The sequence below is a fragment of the Aquibacillus kalidii genome (assembly GCF_014280935.1).
In the GTDB taxonomy this organism is placed as follows: Bacteria; Bacillota; Bacilli; order Bacillales; family Amphibacillaceae; genus Aquibacillus_D; species Aquibacillus_D kalidii.
This window is the reverse complement of the sequence record NZ_JACLZI010000056.1, coordinates 65,580-91,723: the sequence shown is the minus strand read 5'-3', so window position 1 is coordinate 91,723 and position 26,144 is coordinate 65,580. Positions and strand designations below refer to the sequence as shown.

Annotated in this window: 30 protein-coding genes, 1 rRNA gene and 1 pseudogene; 27 read left to right on the top strand and 5 right to left on the bottom strand. The window is 35.3% G+C overall.

Features of this window, described 5'->3' with window-relative positions; genetic code table 11:
* The first annotated feature begins 322 nt into the window (after positions 1-322).
* From H7K77_RS16230 to H7K77_RS16140, 19 genes and pseudogenes are all read left to right on the top strand, one after another.
* The gene (locus H7K77_RS16230) at positions 323-1,318 is read left to right on the top strand and encodes a DoxX family membrane protein (protein WP_328701143.1); all 996 of its coding nucleotides are present in this window, start codon (positions 323-325) and stop codon (positions 1,316-1,318) included.
* A gap of 103 nt (positions 1,319-1,421) precedes the next feature.
* Positions 1,422-2,267 (top strand): DegV family protein, encoded by an 846-nt coding sequence (locus H7K77_RS16225; RefSeq protein ID WP_186579245.1) that lies wholly within the window; start codon positions 1,422-1,424, stop codon positions 2,265-2,267.
* Positions 2,268-2,624: 357 nt separating this feature from the next.
* Positions 2,625-2,945 carry an MGMT family protein gene (locus H7K77_RS16220; protein WP_186579243.1) on the top strand — a complete coding sequence of 107 codons (321 nt, stop codon included), beginning with the start codon at positions 2,625-2,627 and terminating at the stop codon, positions 2,943-2,945.
* 597 nt (positions 2,946-3,542) lie between these two features.
* Positions 3,543-3,658: ribosomal RNA gene (gene rrf, locus H7K77_RS16215) — 5S ribosomal RNA — on the top strand.
* A 442-nt stretch (positions 3,659-4,100) separates the two neighbouring features.
* Positions 4,101-5,237 (top strand): trans-sulfuration enzyme family protein, encoded by a 1,137-nt coding sequence (locus H7K77_RS16210; RefSeq protein WP_186579241.1) that lies wholly within the window; start codon positions 4,101-4,103, stop codon positions 5,235-5,237.
* A gap of 311 nt (positions 5,238-5,548) precedes the next feature.
* The gene (locus H7K77_RS16205) at positions 5,549-6,682 is read left to right on the top strand and encodes a zinc-dependent alcohol dehydrogenase (RefSeq protein ID WP_186579539.1); all 1,134 of its coding nucleotides are present in this window, start codon (positions 5,549-5,551) and stop codon (positions 6,680-6,682) included.
* 226 nt (positions 6,683-6,908) lie between these two features.
* Positions 6,909-7,976: a C39 family peptidase gene (locus H7K77_RS16200; RefSeq protein ID WP_235988964.1), complete on the top strand. Its 1,068-nt coding sequence runs from the start codon at positions 6,909-6,911 to the stop codon at positions 7,974-7,976.
* Between the two features lie 65 nt (positions 7,977-8,041).
* Positions 8,042-8,188, top strand: coding sequence for a hypothetical protein (locus H7K77_RS16195; RefSeq protein WP_186579576.1), 147 nt, complete (start codon positions 8,042-8,044; stop codon positions 8,186-8,188).
* A gap of 175 nt (positions 8,189-8,363) precedes the next feature.
* Complete coding sequence (gene mug, locus H7K77_RS16190; RefSeq protein WP_186579240.1) at positions 8,364-8,861, top strand: G/U mismatch-specific DNA glycosylase; 498 nt, start codon at positions 8,364-8,366, stop codon at positions 8,859-8,861.
* Positions 8,862-8,876: 15 nt separating this feature from the next.
* On the top strand, positions 8,877-9,632 hold the full coding sequence (locus tag H7K77_RS16185; protein WP_186579238.1) for a (S)-benzoin forming benzil reductase: 756 nt from the start codon (positions 8,877-8,879) through the stop codon (positions 9,630-9,632).
* 281 nt (positions 9,633-9,913) lie between these two features.
* Positions 9,914-11,512: a ribosomal protection-like ABC-F family protein gene (abc-f, locus tag H7K77_RS16180; protein ID WP_186579236.1), complete on the top strand. Its 1,599-nt coding sequence runs from the start codon at positions 9,914-9,916 to the stop codon at positions 11,510-11,512.
* A gap of 87 nt (positions 11,513-11,599) precedes the next feature.
* Positions 11,600-11,701 (top strand): YjcZ family sporulation protein, encoded by a 102-nt coding sequence (locus tag H7K77_RS16175; RefSeq protein ID WP_186579234.1) that lies wholly within the window; start codon positions 11,600-11,602, stop codon positions 11,699-11,701.
* Between the two features lie 176 nt (positions 11,702-11,877).
* Positions 11,878-11,979, top strand: coding sequence for a YjcZ family sporulation protein (locus H7K77_RS16170; RefSeq protein WP_186579232.1), 102 nt, complete (start codon positions 11,878-11,880; stop codon positions 11,977-11,979).
* A 177-nt stretch (positions 11,980-12,156) separates the two neighbouring features.
* A complete protein-coding gene (locus H7K77_RS16165; RefSeq protein WP_186579230.1) occupies positions 12,157-12,261 on the top strand; it encodes a YjcZ family sporulation protein in 105 nt (34 codons plus the stop codon).
* A gap of 128 nt (positions 12,262-12,389) precedes the next feature.
* Positions 12,390-12,491 (top strand): annotated as a pseudogene (locus tag H7K77_RS16160) (YjcZ family sporulation protein); the annotation flags it as partial.
* A gap of 249 nt (positions 12,492-12,740) precedes the next feature.
* Positions 12,741-13,493, top strand: coding sequence for a type I methionyl aminopeptidase (gene map, locus H7K77_RS16155; protein ID WP_186579226.1), 753 nt, complete (start codon positions 12,741-12,743; stop codon positions 13,491-13,493).
* Positions 13,494-13,608: 115 nt separating this feature from the next.
* The gene (locus tag H7K77_RS16150) at positions 13,609-14,343 is read left to right on the top strand and encodes an AzlC family ABC transporter permease (protein ID WP_186579224.1); all 735 of its coding nucleotides are present in this window, start codon (positions 13,609-13,611) and stop codon (positions 14,341-14,343) included.
* Positions 14,340-14,633, top strand: a complete 294-nt coding sequence (locus tag H7K77_RS16145) for an AzlD domain-containing protein (RefSeq protein WP_186579222.1) — start codon at positions 14,340-14,342, stop codon at positions 14,631-14,633. The genes H7K77_RS16150 and H7K77_RS16145 overlap by 4 nt, the downstream gene beginning before the upstream one ends.
* Before the next feature lie 35 nt (positions 14,634-14,668).
* Positions 14,669-15,205, top strand: coding sequence for a GNAT family N-acetyltransferase (locus tag H7K77_RS16140; RefSeq protein WP_186579220.1), 537 nt, complete (start codon positions 14,669-14,671; stop codon positions 15,203-15,205).
* Between the two features lie 55 nt (positions 15,206-15,260).
* On the opposite strand, the gene H7K77_RS16135 is transcribed toward H7K77_RS16140, so the two are convergent.
* Positions 15,261-16,145 carry a cation diffusion facilitator family transporter gene (locus tag H7K77_RS16135; RefSeq protein ID WP_186579218.1) on the bottom strand — a complete coding sequence of 295 codons (885 nt, stop codon included), beginning with the start codon at positions 16,143-16,145 and terminating at the stop codon, positions 15,261-15,263.
* 479 nt (positions 16,146-16,624) lie between these two features.
* On the opposite strand from H7K77_RS16135, the gene H7K77_RS16130 reads away from it, so the two are divergent.
* The 3 genes from H7K77_RS16130 to H7K77_RS16120 all read left to right on the top strand — a co-directional run bounded on the left by H7K77_RS16130 (position 16,625) and on the right by H7K77_RS16120 (position 19,359).
* Positions 16,625-17,899 (top strand): MFS transporter, encoded by a 1,275-nt coding sequence (locus H7K77_RS16130; protein ID WP_186579216.1) that lies wholly within the window; start codon positions 16,625-16,627, stop codon positions 17,897-17,899.
* A gap of 175 nt (positions 17,900-18,074) precedes the next feature.
* Positions 18,075-18,320 (top strand): IDEAL domain-containing protein, encoded by a 246-nt coding sequence (locus tag H7K77_RS16125; RefSeq protein ID WP_186579214.1) that lies wholly within the window; start codon positions 18,075-18,077, stop codon positions 18,318-18,320.
* Between the two features lie 184 nt (positions 18,321-18,504).
* The gene (locus tag H7K77_RS16120) at positions 18,505-19,359 is read left to right on the top strand and encodes a M15 family metallopeptidase (RefSeq protein WP_186579212.1); all 855 of its coding nucleotides are present in this window, start codon (positions 18,505-18,507) and stop codon (positions 19,357-19,359) included.
* Positions 19,360-19,391: 32 nt separating this feature from the next.
* Here H7K77_RS16120 and H7K77_RS16115 read toward each other — a convergent pair whose 3' ends face one another.
* Positions 19,392-20,321, bottom strand: coding sequence for a zinc dependent phospholipase C family protein (locus tag H7K77_RS16115; RefSeq protein ID WP_186579210.1), 930 nt, complete (start codon positions 20,319-20,321; stop codon positions 19,392-19,394).
* A gap of 346 nt (positions 20,322-20,667) precedes the next feature.
* Here H7K77_RS16115 and fumC point away from each other — a divergent pair, with 346 nt between their 5' ends.
* From fumC to H7K77_RS16090, 5 genes are all read left to right on the top strand, one after another.
* Positions 20,668-22,053: a class II fumarate hydratase gene (fumC, locus tag H7K77_RS16110; RefSeq protein ID WP_186579208.1), complete on the top strand. Its 1,386-nt coding sequence runs from the start codon at positions 20,668-20,670 to the stop codon at positions 22,051-22,053.
* Positions 22,054-22,184: 131 nt separating this feature from the next.
* Positions 22,185-22,388, top strand: a complete 204-nt coding sequence (locus H7K77_RS16105; protein WP_186579206.1) for an alpha/beta-type small acid-soluble spore protein — start codon at positions 22,185-22,187, stop codon at positions 22,386-22,388.
* 149 nt (positions 22,389-22,537) lie between these two features.
* The gene (locus H7K77_RS16100) at positions 22,538-22,741 is read left to right on the top strand and encodes an alpha/beta-type small acid-soluble spore protein (protein WP_186579204.1); all 204 of its coding nucleotides are present in this window, start codon (positions 22,538-22,540) and stop codon (positions 22,739-22,741) included.
* Between the two features lie 52 nt (positions 22,742-22,793).
* Positions 22,794-22,997, top strand: a complete 204-nt coding sequence (locus H7K77_RS16095; RefSeq protein ID WP_186579202.1) for an alpha/beta-type small acid-soluble spore protein — start codon at positions 22,794-22,796, stop codon at positions 22,995-22,997.
* 321 nt (positions 22,998-23,318) lie between these two features.
* Positions 23,319-23,573 carry a hypothetical protein gene (locus H7K77_RS16090; RefSeq protein ID WP_186579200.1) on the top strand — a complete coding sequence of 85 codons (255 nt, stop codon included), beginning with the start codon at positions 23,319-23,321 and terminating at the stop codon, positions 23,571-23,573.
* 47 nt (positions 23,574-23,620) lie between these two features.
* Here H7K77_RS16090 and H7K77_RS16085 read toward each other — a convergent pair whose 3' ends face one another.
* From H7K77_RS16085 to H7K77_RS16075, 3 genes are all read right to left on the bottom strand, one after another.
* Positions 23,621-24,721, bottom strand: a complete 1,101-nt coding sequence (locus H7K77_RS16085; RefSeq protein WP_186579198.1) for an ABC transporter ATP-binding protein — start codon at positions 24,719-24,721, stop codon at positions 23,621-23,623.
* A gap of 114 nt (positions 24,722-24,835) precedes the next feature.
* Positions 24,836-25,753, bottom strand: a complete 918-nt coding sequence (locus H7K77_RS16080) for a PucR family transcriptional regulator (RefSeq protein WP_186579196.1) — start codon at positions 25,751-25,753, stop codon at positions 24,836-24,838.
* Positions 25,754-25,910: 157 nt separating this feature from the next.
* Positions 25,911-26,096: a hypothetical protein gene (locus H7K77_RS16075; RefSeq protein ID WP_186579194.1), complete on the bottom strand. Its 186-nt coding sequence runs from the start codon at positions 26,094-26,096 to the stop codon at positions 25,911-25,913.
* Positions 26,097-26,144 lie beyond the last annotated feature (48 nt).

The window sequence follows — 26,144 nt, the reverse complement described above, 5'->3', positions numbered from 1 at the left end:
TAAGATACATTGCAAAGCAAAGTTAGGAGTAAAATGGATGTATAATGAAATAGATATTCAGGAGTTTATAAATCAACGCAGACCTAAATAAAGTAATCATAAAATTTAAGGAGTATTTCTATGGTTAATGCTTATCTTTATAACGATTGTTAAAAGTCTCTTTCACAGTGTGAGAAGGGGCTTTTAATGTTTCTAATAAAAGTTGGACGGGTAAATAAAATGATGGAAAGAAAGATTGACTTAAATAAATTATCATAATTGACGATATTCTGTGGATAATAACACAGAAAATTAATATCTTGAACAAAAGGAGAGAAAAGTTTTGAGTAAGAAATTATCTTTATTTATGTTTTGGATTATTCTTTTTACTCCTATGATAGTTTATGGGCATGTTAAATGGTTTGCAGAAGTACCACCGGAAAAGGTGTCAATTGAAGAAATTTTGTCACCATTCTTCATTACTTTCGCCTTGCTAATAGCTTTGTTATTAGCAATTTTATCCCAAGTGATGCATAAATTATTAGATATACCTATCGCTAAAAAAGTGGATAATGGTCTGGATCGACTTCGAAAGTATTCTCGATATATTTTAAAATACGGAACTGCGTTTGCATTTATTATTCAAGTGTTATCGGGAACGATGTTTGCTCCTGACTTTGCTATTAATTATATGTGGGAAGCAATCATGATGTGGGTAATAATAGCGTTTTTACTCGTACCACATCATATTTCTACCAAGATTGCGGCGTTATTAATGTTAGGTTTATTTGTGTACGAGTGGATTGACACAGGTTGGTTTTACATGCTTGACTATGGGTTTTACATTGCCATTATTGGAGTACTTCTAGTTGGCAGCACCAAGTTAGAGGATTGGGGATTCCCTTTCTTATACTTAGGAACAGGATTAAGTTTATGCTGGGTTGCTGTAGAGAAATGGGTATACCCTGGAATGACAATAAATATTGTAGAGAGTCATCACGTCCCAACATTCGGTTTCGAACCTGCTTTGTTCATCGTCATGGCAGCGTTTGTAGAATTTGTTGTAGGTTATTTATTAGTAGTTGGTATTTTGAATAGAATTTTGGCCGTAGTTGTTACAATTATTTTCATTTTAACTACAACCATATTTGGAATGACGGAAATAATCGGACACGCCATGATCCATATTGTTTTAATCATTTTTATCATTGAAGGTGTTTCGTTCTATCATCCACCAATTAGAATTCATAAGACAAGGCTTGATCAAATGGTGTTTGTCTTTCTAAACTTTATTTTTGTGTTGGCTACCTTTATACTCGTTTACTATAGATTCGGATAATGGTAGAAAATTTTACACATGATGTATAATACAGTAAAATAGTCAATAATGACTTAATTATATTGTTCGTCTAAAGATAACAAAGTGTAGAATGGGGATTATCATGAAAAGAATCGCATGGATTACAGATAGTACTTGTGGATTTTCAAAGGACTTTATTGAAAAGCATAATATTCATGTCTTACCACTAAACGTTATTGTTAATGGTAAATCTTATAAAGAAGACGTGGATATCTCGAAGGAACAATTTTATGAATTACTGAAAGAGCATGGAGATGGCGCAAAGACAAGTCAGCCATCTTATGGAGATTTTATTACTTTATATGAAAAACTTAAAGAAGAATACGATTACGGAATAGCTGTCCACGCATCAAGCCAGTTGACCGGAACGTATCAAAGCTCAATTAGTGCATCAGAGATGACTGGTTTTCCAGTACAAGTCATTGATTCAAAAATCGGCGACTATGCCCTGGGGAAAATGATTGAAAATGGACTTGAACTTGAGAACCAAGGCAAGAGCTACGAAGAAATTGTTATGGAAATGAGAACTTATCCAGATTTAGCTGAGATGTATCTTTTGCCAGAAAGTCTGGATCAATTAAGGAAAAGTGGAAGAGTAAGCACTACTCAATCTGTATTTGCGACTCTCCTTCACATTAATCTTATTCTTGGTTTTGATAATGGGAAAGTTGTTGTTCATGATAAAGTGAGAATTAAAAAGAGAGCGAAACGAAAAGTATTTGACTTAATTAGTGACGCGGTAGAAAAGCATCAATTAAAAGAAATGTGTATTTTACATGCGGGTGTACTTGAACAGGCTAATAAGTGGAAAGATGAACTAGAAAAGATTCATCAAGAGATGAAAGTTAAAATTCAGACACTTGTTCCTGTTGCTGGTGTCCATACCGGATATGGTACTATGAGTGTGGCTTGGTTGAGGAAAAAATAAAAGAGGGTAAAGAGTAATCCATATAGGGTTACTCTTTTTTCTTGATTGTTGGTCAAAAAGCGCATAATTAAAGAGGGTATTTACAAGGTATGTATATATAGAGGGTACTAACTTAAATGTAACAGAAAGAGCGCTCAGTAAGATTAATCAAAGGATGAACAAAATAAAGAAAGAGAGTCAATATCTATATGAATAAGAACATATTTAAAATCAAGTATCTAATCAATCCTCCAGTTGAAAACAATATTTAATTGTGCAATTCTTTACTTGTTTTTTAGCCGAGGTATTTTGTGAATATTGAATGTGTATCTGAAGGAATTAATTATACGATAGGAGAAGGAGAAAGGGAGAGTATTTATGGAGATATTTACAGAGAATGTTCTAAGTGTGGTAAAGGCAATTCCGTTTGGTAAAGTAATGACTTATGGACAAGTTGCAACACTTGCTGGGAACCCGAGAGCAGCAAGGCAAGTGGCTAGAATATTGCATTCTATGAGCGAGAAATATTCACTACCTTGGTATAGAGTAATAAATAGACTAGGAGAAATAAGTCTGTCTGGAGAAGGACTTCAGTCACAAAAGTATTTTTTAGAAAATGAGGGCATTACAGTAAAAGATGATATAGTAGATTTGGAAAAATATCAATTTAGGATAAATAGTATGGATATAAATAATTAGTTTAATGAATAGAAGATAGAAACCTTTCTATGAATCAAGGTAAAGATGATTAATGGCTACCATTAGATAGGATAAAGGGGAAGATCATGGTATATGTAGAAATCCCTCATCACCGGAAGGGGGAGTGAAAGAGATCCTGAAACCGTGTACCTACATTCCTGTACCACCTCGTGACCGTTTGAACAATGTAGGATAAGGAAAGCGCGCTGCTGGATATGCGCGCCTAAGCAGTGAATGAGTCAGATAGGCAAATCCGTCTGGCAATCACAAGCTGTGATGGGAGGAAACTATAGTACCGAAGTTCCTGATTTCATACTGCCAAGAAAAGCCAGAGGTTGATAGGTTCGAGGTGGAAGCATGGTGACATGTGTAGTTGACGAATACTAATCGATCGAGGACTTAACTAAAATTAAAAGCGAAAGCGACTGTTCAAAAGTGTACGGATAGATAAGACAGCATGTAGTACTTGATCTTTGAGTATGAAATGATGGATTAACTATACGCTAGCTTTTAGGAGCTGTAGATAGAATGCTTACGGTTGTTGTTTATGTCTCATTCTTATCTACGTTGGAAGGTACAACCTTCAACTTAATATGGTTTGGTGGCAATAGCGGAGAGATCACACCTGTTCCCATGCCGAACACAGTATTTAAGCTCTCCAACACCGATGGTAGTTGGGGCTTTGCACCTGAGAGAGTAGGATGTCGCCAAGCAAAACAAAAAACCTTCTAAGATTAATTCCTAGAAGTTTTTTTGTTTTAGATTATATTAAAATATAGATATGCTACCGTCAAAGCTACAATTATTGAATCTTATTTTCCATACCCCTCTTTTTAATAAGGGAGTTATTTAGTTGAAGCTCTATGGGTAAAAATCTTGAATGATCTTTAATGTAATTATCTCCCATTTATGCTATGAAAATAATCATACATGCTCACTTTTACTAAAATACTTATTATTGTTGTGTAGGCGTTTTTAATGGTAAATTATCGTTTCTTATGCCATAGGAAAAATTAACAAAGATAAGTTGAATATATATTTCTTGTTAGTTTTCTTTATAATAAATAAAGTAATAAAATTGATCTTTAATTTTATTGGCTTTTTATCCATTGTAAGTTAAAGTAGTAATAAGATAACAAAGGAGAGAGATATAATATGGGGCAAAATTTTGATACAAAATCAGTACAGCTATCGTTAAATAATACTAATAAAATAGATAGTAAGGTAACACCTATTTATCAGACCTCTGCTTTTAAGTTTAAAGACTTAGAAGACTTAGAAAGTTTCTATACAGGAAATAAAGAATATTTATATACAAGGGTCGGTAATCCAAATTCAGACGAACTAGGTAGTGCTGTTGCTCAATTAGAAGAAGCTCCTCAGGGTGTGGCGACTTCATCTGGATTATCTGCTATTTTAGTTGGTATTTTGGCTGTGGTTAAAGCAGGCGATCATATATTAGCATCTACTGACTTATATGGAGGTACCTATCAATTATTAGCAAATGAGTTGAGTGACTTTGGTATAGAAGTTTCTTTTGTTGATTTTGAACAAGAAATCGAGCGTTATATTAAAGACAATACCAAGCTTATTTATTCTGAGTCAGTTACTAATCCGTTGCTACGAGTCGAAAATATTAAAGAAGTAGTAAGAATAGCAAATAAGCATGGTATAAAATCCATGATCGATAATACATTTGCTACGCCATATTTGTGCCAACCATATACATTAGGAGTGGACTTAGTTGTACATAGTGCTACAAAGTATCTAGGTGGTCACAGTGATGTGACTGCTGGGGTACTGGTTGGTAATGAAGAACTAATCACAAAAGCGAAAACAAAGGTTGTTAACATAGGGACTAACTTGAGTCCTTTTGATGCATGGTTGGCATGTCGCGGTATTAAAACATTAAGTGTCAGAATGGAACGACATACTAAGAATGCTCAAATTCTTGCAGATGCATTACGTAAAAATGATGCCGTTGCTAAAGTTTATTATCCTAAAGATTTTTCGTCAAAAGGTAATGGTGCAATTGTTTCGATTGATATCACCGGTTCATGTAATGTAGAGAAGTTTTTCCAATCCTTATCATGGGTTAAAATAGTTCCAACATTAGCTGGTGTAGAGACATCAGTATCTTATCCATTAACTACTTCTCATCGTGCTTTGCCTAAGGAAACACAACAAGAACTAGGTATTACAGAAGGACTAGTTAGAATATCTGTTGGTATAGAAGATGCAGATGATATTGTTGCTGCATTTGAAAATGCCATACAGCATGCCAAACTGTAAAAATGTACGAGCAAGCAAACATTTAACGGTTATGGAATTTAATTAAATAATCGTATCTCTTAGACCAAAAACCCCTATTAAAGGGGTTTTCTTGTTTACAAAACAGTTTTCTCGTTTTAACAACGGAAAACTGTTTTTTTTGTTTGTAAAATCTCCTCTGTCCTGTTCACATCGTCCATCTTAAAAGCTCTTATAAAATTACTCTCTGTTATGTAAAAGTAATATGGAAAATAACCCTATAGATACATAAAGGAAGGATAATAAAGGCACTATAAAGAGGAATTTATTCAGTAGAAGGGACGGAAGTGAAGATGAAAGCAGTCACATATCAAGGGAAATATTCTATTGCTGTTACCAAAAAAGAATATCCTAAGGTTGAAGATAAGGAAGATGTAATTGTTCGAATAACCTCTACTGCTATTTGTGGTTCCGATTTACACCTATATCAAGGGAATTTCCCTTTACCCATAGGGTATAGCATTGGCCACGAACCAATGGGTATTGTAGAAGAAGTAGGGCCTAATGTTACGAAAGTAAAAAAGGGAGATAGAGTAGTAATCCCTTTTACTGTAGCTTGTGGTCAATGTCAGTATTGTAACGAGAATCATGAGAGTCAGTGTGATAATGCAAATCCTCACTATGATTCAGGTGGATATTTCGGGTACTCTGAAAAGTTTGGAAACCACCCTGGGGGTCAAGCTGAATATTTAAAGGTTCCGTTTGGAAATTATACGCCATTCAAAATACCAGAAAGCTGTGAGTTAGAAGATAATGCTTTACTATTTTTATCGGATGTACTACCTACTGCGTATTGGAGTGTTAAGAATGCTGGCGTAAAAAAAGGCGATACCGTAATTGTACTTGGTTGTGGTCCTATAGGTTTGATGGCACAAGAATTTGCTTGGAAAGAAGGGGCAAAACGTGTTATAGCCGTTGATTACATCGAAAATAGATTAGCTTTTTCAAAACAACAGAATAAAACTGAAGTATATGATTTTACTAAGTATGAGGACATGGGAGAAGTTTTAAAAGAAGAGACTAAGGGTGGCGCAGATGTAGTAATAGATTGTGTCGGAATGGATGGGAAAAAATCACCTCTAGAGTTTGTAGAGCAAAAGTTGAAACTACAAGGAGGAACACTTGGACCGATTCAAATTGCTACAAAGGCTGTTCGGAAATGTGGAACCTATCAAATAACCGGTGTTTATGGTGGTTTATATAACATGTTTCCTTTAGGACCCTTTTTCTCAAGAAACATAAATATTAAAACTGGACAAGCGCATGCTAGATCGTTCATGGAGCCAATTTATAATAAAATTGTCAATGGAGAAATCGATCCTACGAAGATTATTACACATGAAATGCCACTTGATGATGCACCAAGAGGGTATGAAATGTTTAACAAAAAAGATGATAATTGTATCAAAATAGTATTAAAACCTTAGTGAATATCTACGAATAAGCATATTAGTCCTGCTTATTCGTTTTTTTTTGTCATAAATATGTAATAGTTATTCATACACAATAATAAATAATGAAGCTATAATATAAGGCAGTTTTTTTTAACAAAAGGAAGTCGTTTGAATCCAAAAATATAGGAGTGAGTATTTGGGTGTAAGCAGAAAATGGATAAAAAAACTTATATTATTTTTTGTAGTAATACTGGTCTTCATGAGTAAATATGTTGGTGACAGTCAGCAAGATACAGAAGCAATTGCTGTTGCTAACACTATGGAAGAAGAAACAACTTACCAAATGGATTATGAGCAAAGTTTAATGCAAAATGATATAGAGCTATATATTGAATTTAACAAATTAGAAGAAGAGATTATACTTTATAAGGAACAATATTATATCCCATTAAGTAACCTTTCTAATATCGTCAAAGGAAATATTATGATCAATCCGTTAATTGATATGGTTACTGTTTTTCATGAAGAACAGGCATTTTATTTATCTATTCATCGACCTAGTGAATTATTCAGTATGGATGATCTGTTGAACAAAACAAAAGACACCAAAACGGAAAGAAACTACATTGTATTAGAACTGAAACAGAACTTATTCATACCTTTATCATTTATACAAGATAATACAGATTATCTTGTTGAGACAGATAAAAGAGAGGGAGTTAAAACCATTACTATATACAGAAAAGCACAATTTCCGCTTGATGTTCCGTTAATCAATCAAATGGCATCACCAAGGTTATATAATGGATGTGAGATAACTAGTCTTGCAATGTTGTTACAATTTCACGGACTTGATGTTACAAAAAATGAATTAGCCAATGAGCTTCGTTATGTTCCAATGACTTATGCTAGCGGTTTAAAAGGCAATCCAAATGAAGGTTTTGTAGGTGATATTGTTGATGGGCCAGGTCTAGGTGTAAATCATGGACCTGTTTATGATGTGGCTAAAGATCATGTAGGTGAGCGAGCGCTTAATTTAACAGGTAGCAATTTGGAAGAACTGTACTACTACTTGGATCAAGGTCTGCCAGTTTGGGTGATCATCAATACTGCGTATGCACCTGTTAGTGATATTCAAACTTGGCAAACGCCTACTGGAGAGGTTGACATTACGTTTAGTGTTCATAGTGTTGTACTAACTGGATATGATAAGGGTACTGTATCCTTGAATGATCCATATGGAACGAAAAATCGTGAAGTAAAAAGAGAAAACTTTGAAGATGCGTGGAAGCAAATGGGAAGCCAAGCTATAGTCGTTACACGATAAAGTAATCATTAGTAGAATATAGATAAACAATTTGTAAGATACTAAGCCAAAAGGAGGCGTTACTTTTGAAAGAAGAGAAAATTCCCTATAATAAAAGTTATGAATCTGATGGTGTAATGGGGAAGGATAAGCAAACAAAAAAACGTAGAACAGAAGATCAAAAGAAACCTGATGACAAGATGTTCTTTAATATCACGGAATCAAGTGAATAAAAAGTAGGGAACACCTCAATTTGAGGTGTTTTTTTGTATGGGAAATTAAAGTTACCTAGTATAACAAGAATGACTAATCATTGAGTGTGCATCGAAATTGGTTAACACCTTCGTCTTTTGTTTTGCTAAGGCAAAATGTTAAACTTATAAAAAATATATATAGAGGGGAGAAAATATGAAACCTATTCAGGATCATTTGGCAAAGGGACTTAATATATTATTTGTGGGATTTAATCCCAGTATTCGTTCTTCTGAGACAGGCCATCATTTCGCAAACCCGAACAACAGATTTTGGTCAATCTTACATGAATCTGGTCTAACGCCTAAAAAGTTACAACCAGAAGAGGATAGTGATTTACTCAAATTAGGTTACGGATTAACGAATATAGTAGCTAGACCTACGAAAGAAGCTGCTGAAATTACGAGGGAGGAGTATCAAGAAGGGAGAATTGAACTACTAAAAAAAATTGAAAAGTATCAACCAAAAGTAGTTTGTTTTGTTGGGAAAGGTGTCTATCAGCAATATAGCAAGAAACAAAAGCTATCATGGGGAAAACAGGAACATTCTGTTTCAAAGGCTGTTGAATACGTGGCACCTTCCTCAAGTGGGTTAGTTAGAATGAAAAAGGCTGATATAGTAGAAATTTATAAAGGAATACATACATGCCTATAAAAGGAGGATAATGCTTTGAAATATGCCATTGTTACAGGAACGTCAAAAGGGCTGGGAGAGTCGGTTGCCCGTTTACTAATGGACGAGGGGATACACGTCATAGGGATTTCAAGACGTGAAAGTGAGATGCTTGAGAATTACAATGGTTTAGGTTCCTATACGCACGCTGTTATAGATTTAGCTGATCATAGTGCAATGGAAACCCCCTTAATGGATGTAATGACAAGTATAATAAACGAAAAGCCAGAATTGATATATTTAGTAAATAATGCGGCGATGGTTGAGCCGATTGAACGGGCAGGTAGTATGGCATCGGCAGATTTAACAAATCATGTTCAATTAAACCTTTTAGCGCCGTTGTTAGCAACTAATATGTTGCTACAAGCTGTAAAAGGGATAACTACACGTGCTATCGTAGCCAATGTTACTTCAGGTGCTGCTAATCGTTCTGTTTATGGATGGAGTGCTTATTGTAGTACAAAGGCGGGACTGAATCGTTTTACAGAAACGGTTGCGTTAGAGCAGGAGGAATTAAATACTGATCATAAAGTGATTTTATATAATCCAGGAATTATGGATACAGAAATGCAAGCAGATATTCGTTCAGCAGATAAACAGGCTTTTAAGGATATTGAGACATTTAAACAGTACAAAGAGGATAATAGTCTACGATCTACAGACGACGTTGCGCGTGTGCTAGTAAATGTTCTCATTAATCCTACAACTATTGAAAATGGAAAACAATATAATGTAAAGGATTACTTGTCATAATTATCCTTTTCAGGTTATAATAATCTTAATTAAAGTTGGAAGGGAATGAATTGTAGGCTAATGAAGTATTAATCCTATTTTTTTTACGAGTCTTAAATATTTATTTTACTCGTTCCAGATAGGGTTGGTATGTCCATTTTTAAAAGCCTATAATTTGCCGGTTCTTGATTAGGAATCAGTCTGCACATTTACATTTCTCTTCGTTCGAAATGAATGCTTTTTAATTATGGAATCTAAATTGAAATGCCAATGCCTCTCTGGAAAATCAGGGAGGTTTTTTTATGTTATTGTACATGAGAGCAAACGAGATACAATATTCGATTGGAGATCGAACTATTTTAGATATTGCTAATATAACCATTCATCAAGGTGATAGAATTGGTCTGATTGGAAGAAACGGACAAGGAAAGACTTCACTCATCAAGGCATTAACAAACACACTTGGTGAAGACTTTCGGGTTAATTGGATGGGATCCTGGGCACACTTTGAGCAGTTAAACAGAGCAGAGGAAGGTGTAGATCATTATTTAAGTGGTGGGGAAAAGACAATTACTAAACTAAACAAAGTTTTAGAAAATAAACCAGATGTTTTATTATTAGACGAACCTACTAACAATTTGGATTGGAAACGAGTTAAAGCGTTAGAAAAAGAGCTAGCCAACTATAAAGGTTCTATATTAATTGTTTCTCATGACCGCCACCTATTGGACGCGGTTTGTAACAAAATATGGGAGCTTGAAGACACCAAGATAACAGAATTCAATGGTAATTATAGCTTTTATGAGGCTGAAAAAGAGTTACAAAGAAGGCAGCAGTATGAAGCACATGAAACTTACTTAAAGGAAAAGAATCGATTGGAAGCAACGATAAGACAAAAACAAAATCAAGCGAAAGGAATGTTAAAACCACCATCAAGGATGGGGAACTCAGAATGGCAACTTCATAAAAATTACGCAAAAGCAAAACAAAAGAAGGTACAAAATGTTTCAAAAGTAATACAAAGAAAAGTGGAACAGTTAGAAAAGGTTGAAAAACCAATTGAATGGGATCAAGTAAAAATGGATTTTCGACCTCTAACCCCAATTCACCGTAAAACAATATTGATGGCCAAGCGCTTAAGGATGCAAATACAGGATAGACTGCTATACAATATAAGCTCCCTAAAGCTAAGAACAGGTTCAAAAACAGCTATTCTTGGCGAAAATGGAAGTGGAAAAACCACTTTGATAAATCAATTACTAACTGATCTAGAAATAGACAGGGCCGAACAAATCAAAGTAGCACATTTTGATCAAGCACTTGAAAAGCTACCTGAAAATGAGACGGTGTATGCTTATGTTTCTAAGGATAGTTATTTACCTCAACACATAATCCGTATTATTTTAGCAAGACTCCACCTTCATGGGGAGGCAGTAAATAAGCGAATTGGAGTTCTAAGTGGTGGGGAAAGGGTTAAGATAGCTATAGCTAAACTACTTGTCGGTGACTACAACTTACTTGTCCTGGATGAGCCAACTAATCATCTAGATCTTGATGCACTGAAAGCTGTTGAAGGGTTAATTAGGGATTATCAAGGAACTGTATTGTTTGTATCACATGATCGAAAGTTTGTTCAAGCAACTGCAACCAATCTATGGATTTTGGAAAACAAAATACTCGATTCCTTTGATGGAACTGTTTCTGAATATGAGGAATCGTTGAAAGTAAAAAAAGCACCGACTGATATTGGTGAACGAATTTTGAAACTAGAAACTAAACTGACAGAGTTGCTTAGTCGATTAAGCTTATCTAACCCAAAGGATAATAAAGAAGAGCTTGAAGCGGAGTATCAAAGAATATTAAAAGCACTGCAGGGTCTTAGAAAAAAGCTGTCTATCTAGTCAAACACCCATTTTTATAAAATACCCTTCCGATTTAGCTAAAACCACATAGTCTATGTAGTGAAATAAACAAAGGAGGGTTAATTCATGAGCTTTGGTTACGGTTATGGTCAAGGATTTGCGTTAATCGTAGTATTGTTTATTCTATTAATTATCATTGGTGCATCTTGGGGTTATGGCGCTTACTAATTAAGCGCACGTATTTCTTAAAGAAGAGAGATTCTCTCTCTTCTTTAGATACTTTGTCATTACTCTAGTTACCACACAATATAAAATAGGTTTTTACCCATTTTATAAAAAAACCATTCCAAAAATGAGAATGCGTCATAGTCTATTAGTGAAACAAATTAAAGGAGGAATTATTAATGAGTGCAGGTTTCGGTAGTGGTCAAGGATTTGCGTTGATCGTAGTATTGTTCATCTTGTTAATTATCATTGGTGCATCTTGGGGTTATGGTGCATACTAAGTAGTAAAGTTTAAAGGATAGAGGGTCTCAATCGACCCTCTATCTTTTTTTATGTATAAAATCAATTTATGTATGGGCTAGTCTATATAGGTTTTCACCCATTTTTTAAAAAATGCCTTCCGTTTAATTAACCGCTACATAGTATGTTAGTGAACCAATTAAAGGAGGGATTATTAGATGAGTGCAGGTTATGGTTATGGTGCAGGTTTTGCACTAATCGTTGTGCTGTTTATCCTATTAATTATTGTTGGTGCTTCTTGGGGCGGATACGGAGCTTATTAATAGGAGCTAATCATTAGTTTAAGCTTGGCTTGGATCGATGACAAACTGATTATAGTATTGTAGATCCCGTATTATCAACTGATAATACCAAATAAATCGATGTAATTTAGTAGAAGGAGGATGTAAAGATGAGTGCACCTGTAGTAGAAGGCGGATATGGTTCAGGATTTGCGTTAATTGTTGTGTTGTTTATTCTATTAATCATTGTAGGTTCTTCTTGGCTAGGTGGCGGCTACGGAGCTGGATATGGCTACGGAGCAGGCTACGGATATGGCTATTAATTACTAACTAATATGGATTAATGAGAAGTGTTCCCTCTATGAGGGGGACACTTCTGTTTTACTTTAGAATTCTTTTGATTTTGAAAAGAACTGAGTATTATCTAACATACTTCAGGGGTAAATATGATAAACTTTATATGATGAAAAAAGTGATAACCACAACAACTTAGTACATATAGACAGAAAGGAAGTTAGTTAATGATTAATCGAAAAAGTGAAAGAGAAATAGCTATGATGGGGGAAGCGGGCAAATTGCTAGCAAACTGCCATAGAGAAATAGCAAAGATGATAAAACCAGGTGTAACCACAAAAGAAATCGATTCCTTCGTTGAAGAATATTTAGCTAAACATGGTGCAACCCCAGAACAAAAAGGCTATAACGGCTATGAGTATGCTACATGTGCATCCATTAATGATGAAATTTGCCATGGCTTTCCTAGAGATGAGAAATTAGTAGATGGTGATATTGTAACGATAGATATGGTAGTTAATTTGAATGGTGGGTTGGCAGATTCTGCTTGGACTTACGTGGTAGGGAAAGCAGATGAGAAAACACAGAAACTGTTAGATGTTACGAAAGCTTCTTTATACAAAGGGATAGAGAAAGCTGTACCAGGAAATAGACTTGGTGACATAGGTCATGCCATCCAACAATATGCTGAAGCGGAAGGATTTTCAGTTGTACGTGATTTTACAGGACATGGAATTGGACCAACTATACATGAAGATCCACATATTCCCCATTTTGGAGAGCCTGGTAAAGGGGTTCGTTTGAAAGAAGGTATGGTTGTTACAATTGAACCAATGTTAAATGAGGGTACATGGCAAAGTAAAATGGATGATAATAACTGGACTGCTCGAACTGTTGATGGAGGGCGCTCTGCGCAGTATGAACATACTATTGTTATAAAAAAAGATGGTCCTTTAATATTAACTGATCAGGGTGAATAAGGTTAAGCTGGGGCAGACCTAAGTAAGGTCTGTCTAAAACTCTTTAGTAAAATACTTAACTACGAAATAACTTCTTTGTAAGTGCTAAGTGAAAGGAAAGGGTAGAGAAGAGGATATGACAACAAAGGTAATAGATAAACCTCATACCTCCACAAGGATTATGATGGTCCAACGTGGAATTGCCAAAGGATTTCCAATAATGTTAGGCTACTTGCCTATTGCACTTGCTTATGGGGTTCTGGCAAAACAAGCAGGCATGACACTTACAGAACTTACATTAATGAGTGTGCTCGTATATGCTGGTGCTGCACAGTTCATGGGAGCAGGAATGATTGCGATTGGTACTGGTGCTATTGAAATAATTGTTGCAACATTTGTTTTGAACTTTCGACATTTTGTCATGAGTTTGTCTTTTATGAATCGGATAAAGGCTTATAAATTAAGATGGAAAGTTCCCCTTTCCTTAGGATTAACAGATGAATCTTTTTCAGTGGCATCTATACATACAAAAGAAGCTCAACAGGAAAACGGTGCATATTTCTATGCAGCTATGATGATAACAGCCTATACATCTTGGGTATCTGGTTCCTTCCTCGGCGGAGTCTTAGGGGATATAATACCAGAGGCTCTCAGTCAAAGTATGGGAGTAGCGCTTTATGCGATGTTCATTGGACTGCTCATTCCATCTGTTAAGAAAGAGTTAAAACTTGTCCTGATTCCCATTATTGCTATGTTAACTAATTATTTATTTAGCCAATTTCTTGATCAAGGATGGGCAATTGTTGCTGGTACACTAATTGGTGGATTAGTAGGTATAGTGCTGATTAAAGAGGAGGATGAGTCATCATGATAGTCGTAATCATTATTGGAATGGCATTAGTTACGATGATTCCTCGATTTATTCCTGCCTATATTGTGGATAGGGTGAACTTTCCTGAGTGGGTCAACAAATGGTTGGCGGCAATACCTTATGCAGCTCTTGGTGCTCTTATTTTTCCAGGAATCATGTCTGTTATACCCGATAAGCCATATGTTGGAGTGTTAGCAGGAATCATAGCTATTGTGTTAGCGGTTTTTAATATTCATATTATACTTGTCGTAATCGGTGCGATATTGGCTGTATTTTTACTTACCATTTAGTACCTTAAAGTTAAGTCTTAAATGGGGGAATAGCGATGTACAAGGTTAGAGAAGCAAAGCTAGAAGATGCAGAGCGAATAGCAGATATTCATGTAAAAAGCTGGAAGTCAACGTATTCTGAGCTTATAAATGAACAAGATATGTCAAATATCACCTATGATAATCGGAAAGTCTTATGGGAAACGATCCTCTGTATGCCTAATGAAAATCAACCTGCGTTAGTTATTGTAGATAACAAAGAACGAATTGTCGGGTTTATCTCCGGAGGGAAGGAAAGGACGAAGCGATTTGGTTATGATGGTGAAATATACGCCATCTATTTACTAGAAGAATATCAGCGAAAAGGACTAGGATCGATGTTGCTTGAATCATTTGCGACAGCAATGAAGCAGTCTGGTTATCAGTCTCTTCTCGTCTGGGTTTTAACAAAGAATCCTTCTAATCGTTTTTATAAGGATTATGGTGCGAAACAACTAGAAAAAGAAGAAACAACAATTGGAAAAGGAACCTACCAAGAAACAGCATATGGATGGGACGATATCGATGACTTATTGCTGAAATTTAATAAATAATTGAAAAGACTACTCTAGCACAGAGTAGTCTTTTGGTTCTTCGTTATTAGAAATACTATTCTTTATTATTTTCTTCGTGAAACGGTTCTATGTGGATGTGAGCATGTGGTACATCATGCTTTTCGTCGAGTAGTGTTTCAATTCTTTCTGTTATGTCATGACTTTCCTGAACAGTGAGGTCAGGATCTACAAATATCGTGACCTCAACTAGAGCTTGGCTACCATGCAGTCGACCTTTTACATCTTTTACCTCTTCAACTTCTGGATGTTTAGCAATACTTGATTTAATTTCTTTAAGTTGATCTTCGTCAAAACCATCCGTTAAGGTGTGGCTGGCATCTCTAAAAATTTCCCAAGCTGTTTTTACAATAATGACCCCAACAGCTAATCCTGCAATAGGATCTAACCAGTAAATACCAAACTGTGCACCAATGATACCTATAAATGCCCCTAAGCTAACCAATGCATCTGATTTATTGTCTTGAGCTGCAGCATAAAGGGAAGTGCTTTTAATTTTCTTTGAAAGCTTTAGGTTGTATCGGAAAACAATTAACATAACCCCGGATGCTCCAAGTGCGGTCCAGGCTGTTAACATATTTGGTTGTTCATAATTACCCTCTATTATGGACTGAATAGTACCAACAATTACTTGTAAACCAACAGTTACCATGATAAATGCCGCAATTAAGGAAGCAATTGTTTCTGCTCTAAAGTGACCATAGTGATGATCGTTGTCTGGTGGTTTTCTAGAAATTTTAAGCCCAATCAGTACTGCAATAGAAGCAATTACGTCTGTTGTATTGTTAAGCCCATCTGCTCTAAGTGCAGAAGAACTCCCTATGTAGGCGATAATTAGTTTAATGGCAGAAAGTAAGATATAAGCAAAAATACTAATCCAAGCGCCTTTTTCACCTTGTTTTATATTTTCATATTGATTCATTTATATTGCCTCCGAATCCTGATTGAAAAAGCATTAATAGCTTAACAAAAGACTATGGGATAAGTCTAGAGAAAAAAAGAGTCGCCAATGAATATGATTTGTTGTGCGGCAAGAATTTTAGTGGTGCACAACATTACATTTAGTTCGAGATTGATATTTATTGTTGTTCTAAATCTTCATTTACATACAAAGCATCCAGGTATTTTCCGCTCCATTAAGGTACACACGTTACTTTAGGAAGGAATCAGTATCATCTTGATGCAGAGCACTATCTTGGTCTTGAAGGGAATCTAATTTATCAATTAGGTGCATATTAGCTAATTAGCATTAAGTTAGCAGTATATAAAAAAATGATCATAAACCGAGATAAGACCAATTCCTACGAAAGAGGCCTGTTATACAATTGTAGTTTTCTTCATGAATGAAATTTTTAAATAGGACAATATTATGGGTAGCACTTTATTGAAAGGAATGGATTTATGGGACATAGCCAAGACACAAAAAACAACCAACAAGATAATGAAATCCATGCAAAACGATGGGCTATAGTATCATTAGCATCCATCCCACTAATTATGACGTTAGGAAATTCGATGTTAATACCTGTTCTTCCTATGATGGAAGAGGAGATGGGAATATCTAAACTGCAATCAAGTTATATTATTACCGTCTATTCGATTGTCGCTATATTTCTTATCCCAATTGCAGGGTATTTGTCTGACAGATTTGGTAGGAAAGTCATTATTGTACCATCCCTTCTTATTTCGGGATTAGGTGGTTTAATATCTGGTTATGCGGCATGGAAAATGGAAAATGCTTATATATATGTCTTAGTTGGAAGAATATTACAAGGGGTTGGGGTTTCAGGTACAGCACCAATCGTTTTACCGTTAGTAGGGGATATGTTTAGAAGAGAAAAAGATGTTAGTACAACACTAGGGTTAGTGGAAACGTCCAATACATTTGGAAAAGTTCTAAGTCCAATATTGGGTTCGATTTTAGCTGGTTTTATTTGGTTTTTACCTTTTTTGTCTATTCCAGTTTTTTGCCTAATTTCTGCGTTGTTAGTATTATTTTTAGTTAAGAAACCGAAGAACGATAAAAAAGGACCTCCTTTTCCTGTATTTTGGAAAAATACAAAGGAGACATTTCACAAACATGGAAAATGGCTTCTAGGCGTTTTTGCGATAGGTGCCATCCTTATGTTTGTTTTATTTGGAATCTTATTTTATTTGTCTAGTATCTTGGAGGATACGTATAACTTTAAAGGAATACAAAAAGGACTCTATCTTGCTGGCCCTTTGGCCGCGTTATGCTTGGCATCGTATATTACAGGGAAGGTTATTAAGGACAATTTATCAAAAATGAAATGGATAACATTTTTTGGAATTATTCTTTCAGCTGGATCTGTATTGGCAGTACGTTTCTCTGAACAATTTGTCTATTTATTAATTGTCTTTCTTATTTGTGGAATTGGAATAGGAGTAGGTCTGCCTTGTCTCGATTCCCTTATTACAGAGAGTATTTCAAAAAGCGTAAGAGGAACAATAACTTGTATTTACAGCTCTGCTAGGTATATGGGGGTTGCAGCTGGCCCACCAATAGCAGCCATGTTAATGAACAGAGGTGTAACATGGTTGGTAATCACGTTTATGACGTGTGCCATTTTAGCAGGTATCCTTGCTTTAGTGACGATAAAGCCACAATCTGCAGACAAAAAACAACCGAGTACAACTTTATTTTCAAAACAGTAATAACTGAAACTGACCAGCCTATTTTAGGAGTGGTCGGTTTTTTTATGTTTACATTACATACATAAAGGGTATTGATATATAAATATTCAGAAAATTTAAGGAAATTTAATAAAAGTTATTGCATTTAACTGAAAAATCTAGGATAATAAAAAAAAGGAACAAGGGGGCGTGTTCCATGAAAAAGCATAAAGTTAACTATAAGTTAAAAGAATTTAGTCGTCAGAAGGTTTCAAGAATTGTGGCAAAAAGAGAAATTTCGTATGAGATTAAATTAGCTTCAAAACTTATCCTCGATGAGTTATGTTTTAACTGGAACAAGGCACGCTTAGAAGAACAGATTAACGAATCAATTGATTTAAGGGACAAACAAACATTTTTAAAATTAAGTAAGGACTTTCAAACGTACACATGGGAATATTGATTTAATAAAAAATCCTTGTCGATAGTGACAAGGATTTTTTGAGTTTTAGAAGGTACTATGTCTAAAAGGAGAATGGCAAAGAATTTAGTATATATTAGAAATAATATTTTCGATAATCAAGAGACTGTCAAATATGTTATATTAAATAATGTTATGTAAAAAAGTTCTGAAGGGGAAACAAACTATGAAGAAATTCAAGTTTATAACTGCTACAATACTAATTTTGACAACCATTACATTATCTGCTTGCACAAATAATAGAGAAAAAGCTAATGATGTACAAGAAAGTCAAAAGGAAGTAACGAATAAAGAGTTAGTTGAAACAAATGGAACAGATCAAAACAAAGAAGAGCCACCTTCTGATGAGGAAGCTAATATATTTAAAGATGAGACCAATACTGAACCAGCTAAGGAAGTTGATCAACATGGAACGATTGAGGAGTCAACAGGTCTTACTATAGTAGACAATGAGACAAGTAAGGAAGTTCTTGTTAATAAGCAGCGGAAGCTTCCAGACGGATATGTTCCACCAGATTTAATGGTGCCGAATGTGCCTTTTTCTTTTACAGGCGAGGATCCTAGAAAACAACTACGGAAAGAAGCAGCTGCGGCTCTGGAAGAATTATTCGCTGCTTCTGAAGCGGCTGGTTTAGATTTAGTTGCAGCTTCAGGTTATAGGTCATACGATAGGCAAAAAGTGATTTATGATAATAATGTGGCTAGAAACGGACAAGAAAATGCCGATAAGTTCTCAGCTAAGCCTGGAACAAGTGAACATCAGACAGGATTAGCCATGGATGTTACTTCTGCAGAAATGGCTTTTGCACTTGAGCAAACTTTTAAACAAACAGCTGAAGGCAGTTGGTTAGCAGAAAATGCTCACAAATACGGTTATATCATTCGATATTTAGAAGGTAAGGAAGAAATAACTGGTTATAGTTATGAGCCATGGCATATACGATATGTAGGGAAAGAAATAGCTAATGAGGTTTATAAGCAGCAGCTAACTCTAGAAGAATATTTTGGTTTTGGATACTAAAAAACGAGGCTAACCATGTTAGTCTCGTCTTTTTAAATAATCGGCCTTGCGTATTGGTTGCTGTAATTTAAATCTAATGGCAGTCCCGTATCATAGGAAACATTACCGATGAGTTTTTCTAATTTGCTTTCGTTTTCGATCACATCAGTTCCAAACGGCCTCTCCCAATAGTTTATGATCTCCGGTAAAATTTCAAGTCCTTCTGCACGGGCCTGTTCATATAAAGTGAGGAAGCTTTTCGTGGACGCTTCATTTGTAGCAGGATGAAACCAAATTTGTTCATTATCATTTAAGTAATCCACTCCATTATTACTTACCGGTTGATGAGAAAAGGATGAAATAGCTGATCGCAATATACTATTTTTCCATCCATGTGGGTCGTGCAATACTTTAAGGGCAAGGATCATATCCCGAAAAGATGCTTGTATGTAGTTCTTTGGTGTTCCTATTGGAGAATACACCTTCTTAATATTCTGATAAAGCATGTTAATAAGGGCATAATCGAGTTTACGACTTATATCCATCTCTTTATAAACTGGAGCACGCCAGGTTTTAAGGTTCTTAAATCGTTCCATCATAATTGTATCAATAATAATTTCTAGTTGTTGATGCTTATTTTTCTCATATCCGGCATGGTAATGGATAAAGGGGTGCGTATTTCGATCAAGGATATGGTGTGTTACGAATCCAATTACATAGGCTTTTATAGCTCTACTGCCGCTCTTAGCTCCCTTTATCATATTCATTAAAAATTTTCCGCATTGCTCGGTATGTAAAATTAAACCAATATCATTAACGGGGCTTTTTGCTTTCCATGGCCAAAAGTTGTAGTAGAAAAAAGGATCGGGCCCTTGTGCACCTAAATTTAGATATGCTTCGTCTTTTCTGTTAAAACCAGTAGCCATCTCTGTTACATCTACTAATTCTTCGCAAAATAAAATGTGTGTCCAAATATTGGGCATTATGCACCCTCCTTTAAAGATATTCCTTTGTTTATCTATTATAAAAGATGCAGTCAATTTAATGGCAGCATAATCCGTACTATTTTGTGTCAATCCCAATAAAAAAAGATCTCTAATGAATAGAGATCTAACCCACTTGCGCTATAAAGATTATCGAGGAAATCTCTAGATTTTCCTCTCCTCTCTTAATAAGTAACTTTATTATAACATGTAAAGTGTCATCAGAAATGACACAATATATGTGACTTTTAATAAAATTTACCATAAAAGAGTTTTCAATTTTATTAAAAGTATAAAAATTGATACAATACTAATGAAGTATAATTTAATGGGGAGGTATAGGGAAATGGATTACCGTGTGGAGAAAGATACAATAGGGGAAATAAAGGTAAAAGCAGATAAATATTGGGGAGCGCAAACGCAAAGGAGTAAACAAAACTTTCCTATTGGTTCTGAGACAATGCCCAAAGAAATCATTAATGGATTTGCCATTTTAAAACGAAGTGCAGCATTGGTTAATCATGATCTTGGTTTACTTGAAGAAGAGAAAGCAAAGGCCATTACATATGCAGCTGATGAGATTATTTCAGGTAAGTTAGATAGTCATTTTCCGCTAGTAGTATGGCAAACTGGTAGTGGGACACAATCAAATATGAATGTTAATGAAGTAATCGCTTTTGTCGGAAACAAGTGGTTGAAGGAGCAAAGTAGTGAACTGACATTGCATCCTAATGATGACGTCAATAAATCTCAAAGCTCGAATGATACGTATCCAACAGCAATGCACGTGGCAGCATTGTTGCAATTAGAGGATCAAGTATTGCCAGCATTACAGACACTTAAGTTAACGTTAAAAGAAAAAATGGAAGCGTTTAAAGATATAGTTAAAATTGGGCGTACACATTTACAAGATGCTACACCGTTAACGCTTGGTCAAGAGATAAGTGGTTGGCATCGTATGTTGGAAAAAACAGAATCAATGATAATCAATAGTATGGAATATGTACAAGAACTAGCCATTGGAGGGACTGCTGTAGGTACAGGCTTGAATGCACATCCTGAATTCTCGGAAAGAGTTAGTCAAAAAATTAGTGAATTTACTGGAAAAGCATTTATTCCGGCTCCAAATAAGTTTCATGCACTAACAAGTCATGACGAGTTAGTTTTCGCACATGGTGCACTTAAGGCACTTGCGGCGGACTTAATGAAAATAGCCAATGATGTACGTTGGTTAGCCAGCGGACCTAGGTGTGGAATTGGAGAGATTAATATTCCTGCTAATGAACCAGGTAGTTCAATTATGCCAGGTAAAGTAAACCCTACACAGAGTGAAGCGGTGACGATGGTTGCGGCACAAGTAATTGGAAATGATGCAACCATTGGGTTTGCTGCTAGCCAAGGAAACTTTGAATTAAACGTGTTTAAACCGGTGATTGCTTACAACTTTATTCAATCTGCACAGTTACTAGCAGATAGTATGCTATCGTTCAACGATCGATGTGTAGTAGGTTTAGAGCCAAACCATGAGAATATAGAGAAGAATCTAAATGATTCGCTTATGCTAGTGACTGCATTGAATCCACATATAGGTTACGAAAATGCAGCTAAAATTGCCAAAAAGGCCTTTACAGAAAATACTACATTAAAACAGGCTGCGGTGGATTCGGGGTTACTCACTGAGGAACAATTTAATAGCCTAATTAACCCCAAAGAGATGACATATCCTAAATAATAATAAAAAATTATAAAGCTCAAAATACTATTATAATGGTATTTTGAGCTTTTTTCATGATTTTTCCAGAAAAAAATTATCATAAGATTTGCTTTACCTGCCCACAATAGTGAGTACAGGAGGTGATAAACATGCCAAGCAGCAACAACTCAAATCAATTATTAGTTCCTGGTGTCGAGCAAGCACTAGACCAAATGAAGTATGAGATTGCACAAGAATTTGGCGTGAACCTTGGAGCTGACACAACTTCTCGTGCTAACGGATCTGTTGGTGGAGAAATCACTAAACGTCTAGTACAAACTGCAGAACAACAATTCGGTGGTCAAACTAGATAATTAAAGTTGTGAAAGCATCTTTAAAATGAGTGAATTTGTTTCCCTAGTTCACCAACCCCTAGGTGGTATTTACCAACTATTACCAAAAAAAATCATGCATAGGATTTGGGGTTACCTGTTAACACTATAAAATACAGGAGGTGATACACATGGCAAGCAGCAACAACTCAAACCAATTGTTAGTGCCTGGTGTAGAACAAGCACTAGACCAAATGAAGTATGAAATTGCACAAGAATTCGGTGTGAATCTTGGAGCAGATACAACTTCTCGCGCTAATGGTTCTGTAGGTGGAGAAATCACTAAGCGACTAGTACAAACTGCAGAACAACAGTTTGGCGGTCAAGTTAAGTAAGAATCAACTATACGTTAAAATAATTTAAAAACTTTCAGGAGGCGATTTTATCATGGCAAGCAGCAACAATTCTAACCAATTACTAGTACCAGGAGTAGAACAAGCACTAGATCAAATGAAGTATGAAATTGCACAAGAGTTTGGTGTAAACCTTGGAGCAGACACAACTTCTCGCGCTAACGGTTCTGTAGGTGGAGAAATTACTAAGCGTTTAGTACAAACTGCAGAACAACAATTCGGCGGTCAAACAAGATAATTAAATATTTTATGGCTAAGGAGGCACCTACAAGGTGTCTCCTTTTTTTGGTCTAAGAAATTAATGCTTCAATGTCAATCACATAAAAACTTTCGTTACCGTCTTTACTTTTACCTACATATAACCAAGCTGTCTTAATGAATTTTTTTGATTTTAAAACAATTCAAAATCTTTTATTTCATTAATATCATTTACTAAAAAATGCCTTTTATTCTAAGAATTTAAATATTTTTAAATAAAAATACCAACTTTTTCTATGGTTAGTAAGGCAAAGGGTTCACAATAATAATTAGGAAAATTAATAAGTTTAGGGGGACTACAATGGAGAGAACATGTCCGTTATGTAATGGATTCATAAACGATTCACCACCATGCCCAACATGCCAGGGAAATATGGAAAACCAAGGGAGACTAGTTGATTTTATGGGTGACTATATTGCTTATCTGGACTATGAGGGGACGAAACTTATTGATCATGATCCAGATTCGTTAGAAAGTCACACATGTGTTCACTTATTCTATTGCCCCGAATGTGAGGCAACAAATAATGTTTCAGTTAAGGAAATGATTAGGTGAAATAAAAAAGGGATATAACCAAATGGTTATATCCCTGAAAAATTGTATTATTTAATTCTTGATTCACTGTCTACATCAAAGAAGTGAGATTTGTGCATATCAAATGCAAGTTCTACTTTTTCTCCTCCTTGGATATCATTACGAGAATCAACACGAGCAACGAAATCCTGGTCATTAAATTTAGAATATAAGTAGGATTCAGACCCCATTAACTCTGCAACTTCAATAGTAGCAGTAATCTTTGAACCTTGGTTAGCATCAATAAATACTGGTTCATCATGGATATCTTCCGGACGTACACCAAGAATGATGTCTTTTCCAACATATCCTTGTTCACGAAGTACTTTCATTTTTCCTTCAGGAACTGCTATTTTTGAATTGCCTTGAACGAAGAATCCATCTTCTAATTTACCATTAAAGAAGTTCATAGATGGAGATCCGATGAATCCACCAACGAATACGTTATCCGGTTTGTCATAAACTTCCTTAGGTGCACCAACTTGTTGGATTACACCATCCTTCATAACAACAAGACGAGTTGCCATTGTCATAGCTTCCGTTTGGTCGTGTGTAACGTAAATAGTAGTAGTTTGTAAACGCTTATGAAGCTTTTGGATTTCTGCACGCATTTGTACACGTAATTTTGCATCCAAGTTTGATAACGGCTCATCCATAAGGAACACTTTTGCATCACGTACAATTGCACGTCCTAAAGCAACACGTTGACGTTGACCACCAGATAAAGCTTTTGGTTTACGGTCTAAGTATGCTTCAAGTCCAAGGATTTTAGCAGCGTTATTGACACGTTGTTCTATTTCTTCTTTTGAAAATTTACGAAGTTTTAATCCGAATGCCATATTATCGTAAACGTTCATGTGCGGATAAAGTGCATAGTTTTGGAATACCATTGCGATATCACGGTCTTTAGGAGCAACTTCGTTCATTAATTTATCATCAATGTAAAATTCTCCTCCAGAAATTTCTTCAAGACCTGCAATCATACGTAATGTTGTTGATTTACCGCAACCAGATGGACCAACAAATACGATGAATTCTTTATCTGCGATATCTAAGTTGAAATTATCAACTGCTTTAGATCCACCTTTATCATAAATCTTATCAATATTTTTTAATGTTAACTCTGACATTATTATTTCCTCCCTTTAATTGAAAGCGTTTTATCTATGTGTTTAGTGTACTGTAAATTTGAGGACAGGTAAATGGCAACGGTGCACAAAAAAGCATTCGCTCTTTGTGCACGCTTACATACTTTTTTCTTTTGCTCTCTTATTTCTTAAGATTAAAGTTAAGTACACAGCAATTGCTCCTTCAAATTGTTTCACATCTATCCCTGTCTTTTCAATAAACTTATCCACCCGATATTGTAGACTATTCCGATGCATATAAAGCTTTTTAGCTGCTAATGTTGCGTTTGAATTACATTCTAGAAAAACGTGAATAGTATTTAAAAGTTCTTCTTCCGTTTTAGTTTCTTTTAGAATTGAGTCAATCAACGTCTCTACATAACTTTCATCAAAATGGTTTATTAATAAATAAGGTAATGAAGAGACATAGTTCGAAAACTTACCTTTGCTATATGGAAGAACAGTACGAAAACACTTCTTAATCCATTCGTAATGATGAGCGGCAGAGTTAGTGTCGTAAAATATGGGTCCTTCAAATAAATGTACATTCATATAGAAATCACTAGTTAGAACATCAATAATTTCCAAATAGGATATGGATTCATCACTTGATTTCCAATTTTCTTGAATGATGACTCCTTCATGATTATTTTCCCATAGGATTGGTACTTTACTAGGAAATAATCCGTGAACTGCTTCACGAAAAGAAATGGGATCAACCGTGTCATCAGATAATGAGAAGTAAATGAATCTGTAGTTGAGAATTTCCTCCGTTTTGAATTTAGTTTGGTCACCGCCATTATAAATGACATTTAGCCACTCTTTTTCGCGATTTGTAATAGGGGCTTGATTAGTATAATAGGGAGAGAGGAAAGTCTCTAATAAATTATTCTCCTTGTCAGATAACTCACTTTTATGAATCCCGACAATATGATGAGTGGAGGTGATATACCAGACATACTGATCTGTATCTACATCAGAGTCTGATTGTATTTCGATTAGTGAGGGGTATATTTGCTTTAATTTTTCTATCATAAATAATAATCCTCTTTCTTTTAATTTTCTATTATAATATCTAGGAATCGTGACAACTGAAATACAGTAAACAATGTATTTCTTTATTATATCAAACGTAAAGAGGTTATTGCTAAAAAAACAAAACACTAGCGCAATGCTTTGCGCTAGTGTTTGTTTAGCTTTCTTCAGGAAACGGTTCGTTCTCTTCTGGTAACTCTCTCGCTTGTTCTATCTGCATCCGATCATGAACAGACTTAGTAGTTCCGCCGGCCATTCCTTCACTAATCATACGATCGACATCTAATTCATACTCTTTACGATCTTCATAAGGATCGTTTTTATACTTTTGATTTTTGTTCATTAAACAAACCTCCTTCTGGCTTATCTTTTCACGAGTAAGAAAAGACAT

What these genes read in the sequence shown, in the direction of transcription:
- H7K77_RS16165 (WP_186579230.1), top strand. Translation starts at nt 12,157, where the DNA reads ATGAGTGCAGGTTATGGTTATGGTGCAGGTTTTGCACTAATCGTTGTG.
- H7K77_RS16200 (WP_235988964.1), top strand. Translation starts at nt 6,909, where the DNA reads ATGAGTAAATATGTTGGTGACAGTCAGCAAGATACAGAAGCAATTGCT.
- H7K77_RS16080 (WP_186579196.1), bottom strand. Translation starts at nt 25,753, where the DNA reads ATGATAGAAAAATTAAAGCAAATATACCCCTCACTAATCGAAATACAA.
- fumC (WP_186579208.1), top strand. Translation starts at nt 20,668, where the DNA reads ATGGATTACCGTGTGGAGAAAGATACAATAGGGGAAATAAAGGTAAAA.
- H7K77_RS16085 (WP_186579198.1), bottom strand. Translation starts at nt 24,721, where the DNA reads ATGTCAGAGTTAACATTAAAAAATATTGATAAGATTTATGATAAAGGT.
- H7K77_RS16210 (WP_186579241.1), top strand. Translation starts at nt 4,101, where the DNA reads ATGGGGCAAAATTTTGATACAAAATCAGTACAGCTATCGTTAAATAAT.
- H7K77_RS16125 (WP_186579214.1), top strand. Translation starts at nt 18,075, where the DNA reads ATGAAAAAGCATAAAGTTAACTATAAGTTAAAAGAATTTAGTCGTCAG.
- H7K77_RS16100 (WP_186579204.1), top strand. Translation starts at nt 22,538, where the DNA reads ATGGCAAGCAGCAACAACTCAAACCAATTGTTAGTGCCTGGTGTAGAA.
- H7K77_RS16145 (WP_186579222.1), top strand. Translation starts at nt 14,340, where the DNA reads ATGATAGTCGTAATCATTATTGGAATGGCATTAGTTACGATGATTCCT.
- H7K77_RS16075 (WP_186579194.1), bottom strand. Translation starts at nt 26,096, where the DNA reads ATGAACAAAAATCAAAAGTATAAAAACGATCCTTATGAAGATCGTAAA.
- H7K77_RS16120 (WP_186579212.1), top strand. Translation starts at nt 18,505, where the DNA reads ATGAAGAAATTCAAGTTTATAACTGCTACAATACTAATTTTGACAACC.
- H7K77_RS16105 (WP_186579206.1), top strand. Translation starts at nt 22,185, where the DNA reads ATGCCAAGCAGCAACAACTCAAATCAATTATTAGTTCCTGGTGTCGAG.
- H7K77_RS16225 (WP_186579245.1), top strand. Translation starts at nt 1,422, where the DNA reads ATGAAAAGAATCGCATGGATTACAGATAGTACTTGTGGATTTTCAAAG.
- H7K77_RS16220 (WP_186579243.1), top strand. Translation starts at nt 2,625, where the DNA reads ATGGAGATATTTACAGAGAATGTTCTAAGTGTGGTAAAGGCAATTCCG.
- H7K77_RS16135 (WP_186579218.1), bottom strand. Translation starts at nt 16,145, where the DNA reads ATGAATCAATATGAAAATATAAAACAAGGTGAAAAAGGCGCTTGGATT.
- mug (WP_186579240.1), top strand. Translation starts at nt 8,364, where the DNA reads ATGAAACCTATTCAGGATCATTTGGCAAAGGGACTTAATATATTATTT.
- H7K77_RS16130 (WP_186579216.1), top strand. Translation starts at nt 16,625, where the DNA reads ATGGGACATAGCCAAGACACAAAAAACAACCAACAAGATAATGAAATC.
- H7K77_RS16170 (WP_186579232.1), top strand. Translation starts at nt 11,878, where the DNA reads ATGAGTGCAGGTTTCGGTAGTGGTCAAGGATTTGCGTTGATCGTAGTA.
- abc-f (WP_186579236.1), top strand. Translation starts at nt 9,914, where the DNA reads ATGTTATTGTACATGAGAGCAAACGAGATACAATATTCGATTGGAGAT.
- H7K77_RS16150 (WP_186579224.1), top strand. Translation starts at nt 13,609, where the DNA reads ATGACAACAAAGGTAATAGATAAACCTCATACCTCCACAAGGATTATG.
- H7K77_RS16175 (WP_186579234.1), top strand. Translation starts at nt 11,600, where the DNA reads ATGAGCTTTGGTTACGGTTATGGTCAAGGATTTGCGTTAATCGTAGTA.
- H7K77_RS16140 (WP_186579220.1), top strand. Translation starts at nt 14,669, where the DNA reads ATGTACAAGGTTAGAGAAGCAAAGCTAGAAGATGCAGAGCGAATAGCA.
- H7K77_RS16090 (WP_186579200.1), top strand. Translation starts at nt 23,319, where the DNA reads ATGGAGAGAACATGTCCGTTATGTAATGGATTCATAAACGATTCACCA.
- map (WP_186579226.1), top strand. Translation starts at nt 12,741, where the DNA reads ATGATTAATCGAAAAAGTGAAAGAGAAATAGCTATGATGGGGGAAGCG.
- H7K77_RS16115 (WP_186579210.1), bottom strand. Translation starts at nt 20,321, where the DNA reads ATGCCCAATATTTGGACACACATTTTATTTTGCGAAGAATTAGTAGAT.
- H7K77_RS16205 (WP_186579539.1), top strand. Translation starts at nt 5,549, where the DNA reads ATGAAAGCAGTCACATATCAAGGGAAATATTCTATTGCTGTTACCAAA.
- H7K77_RS16095 (WP_186579202.1), top strand. Translation starts at nt 22,794, where the DNA reads ATGGCAAGCAGCAACAATTCTAACCAATTACTAGTACCAGGAGTAGAA.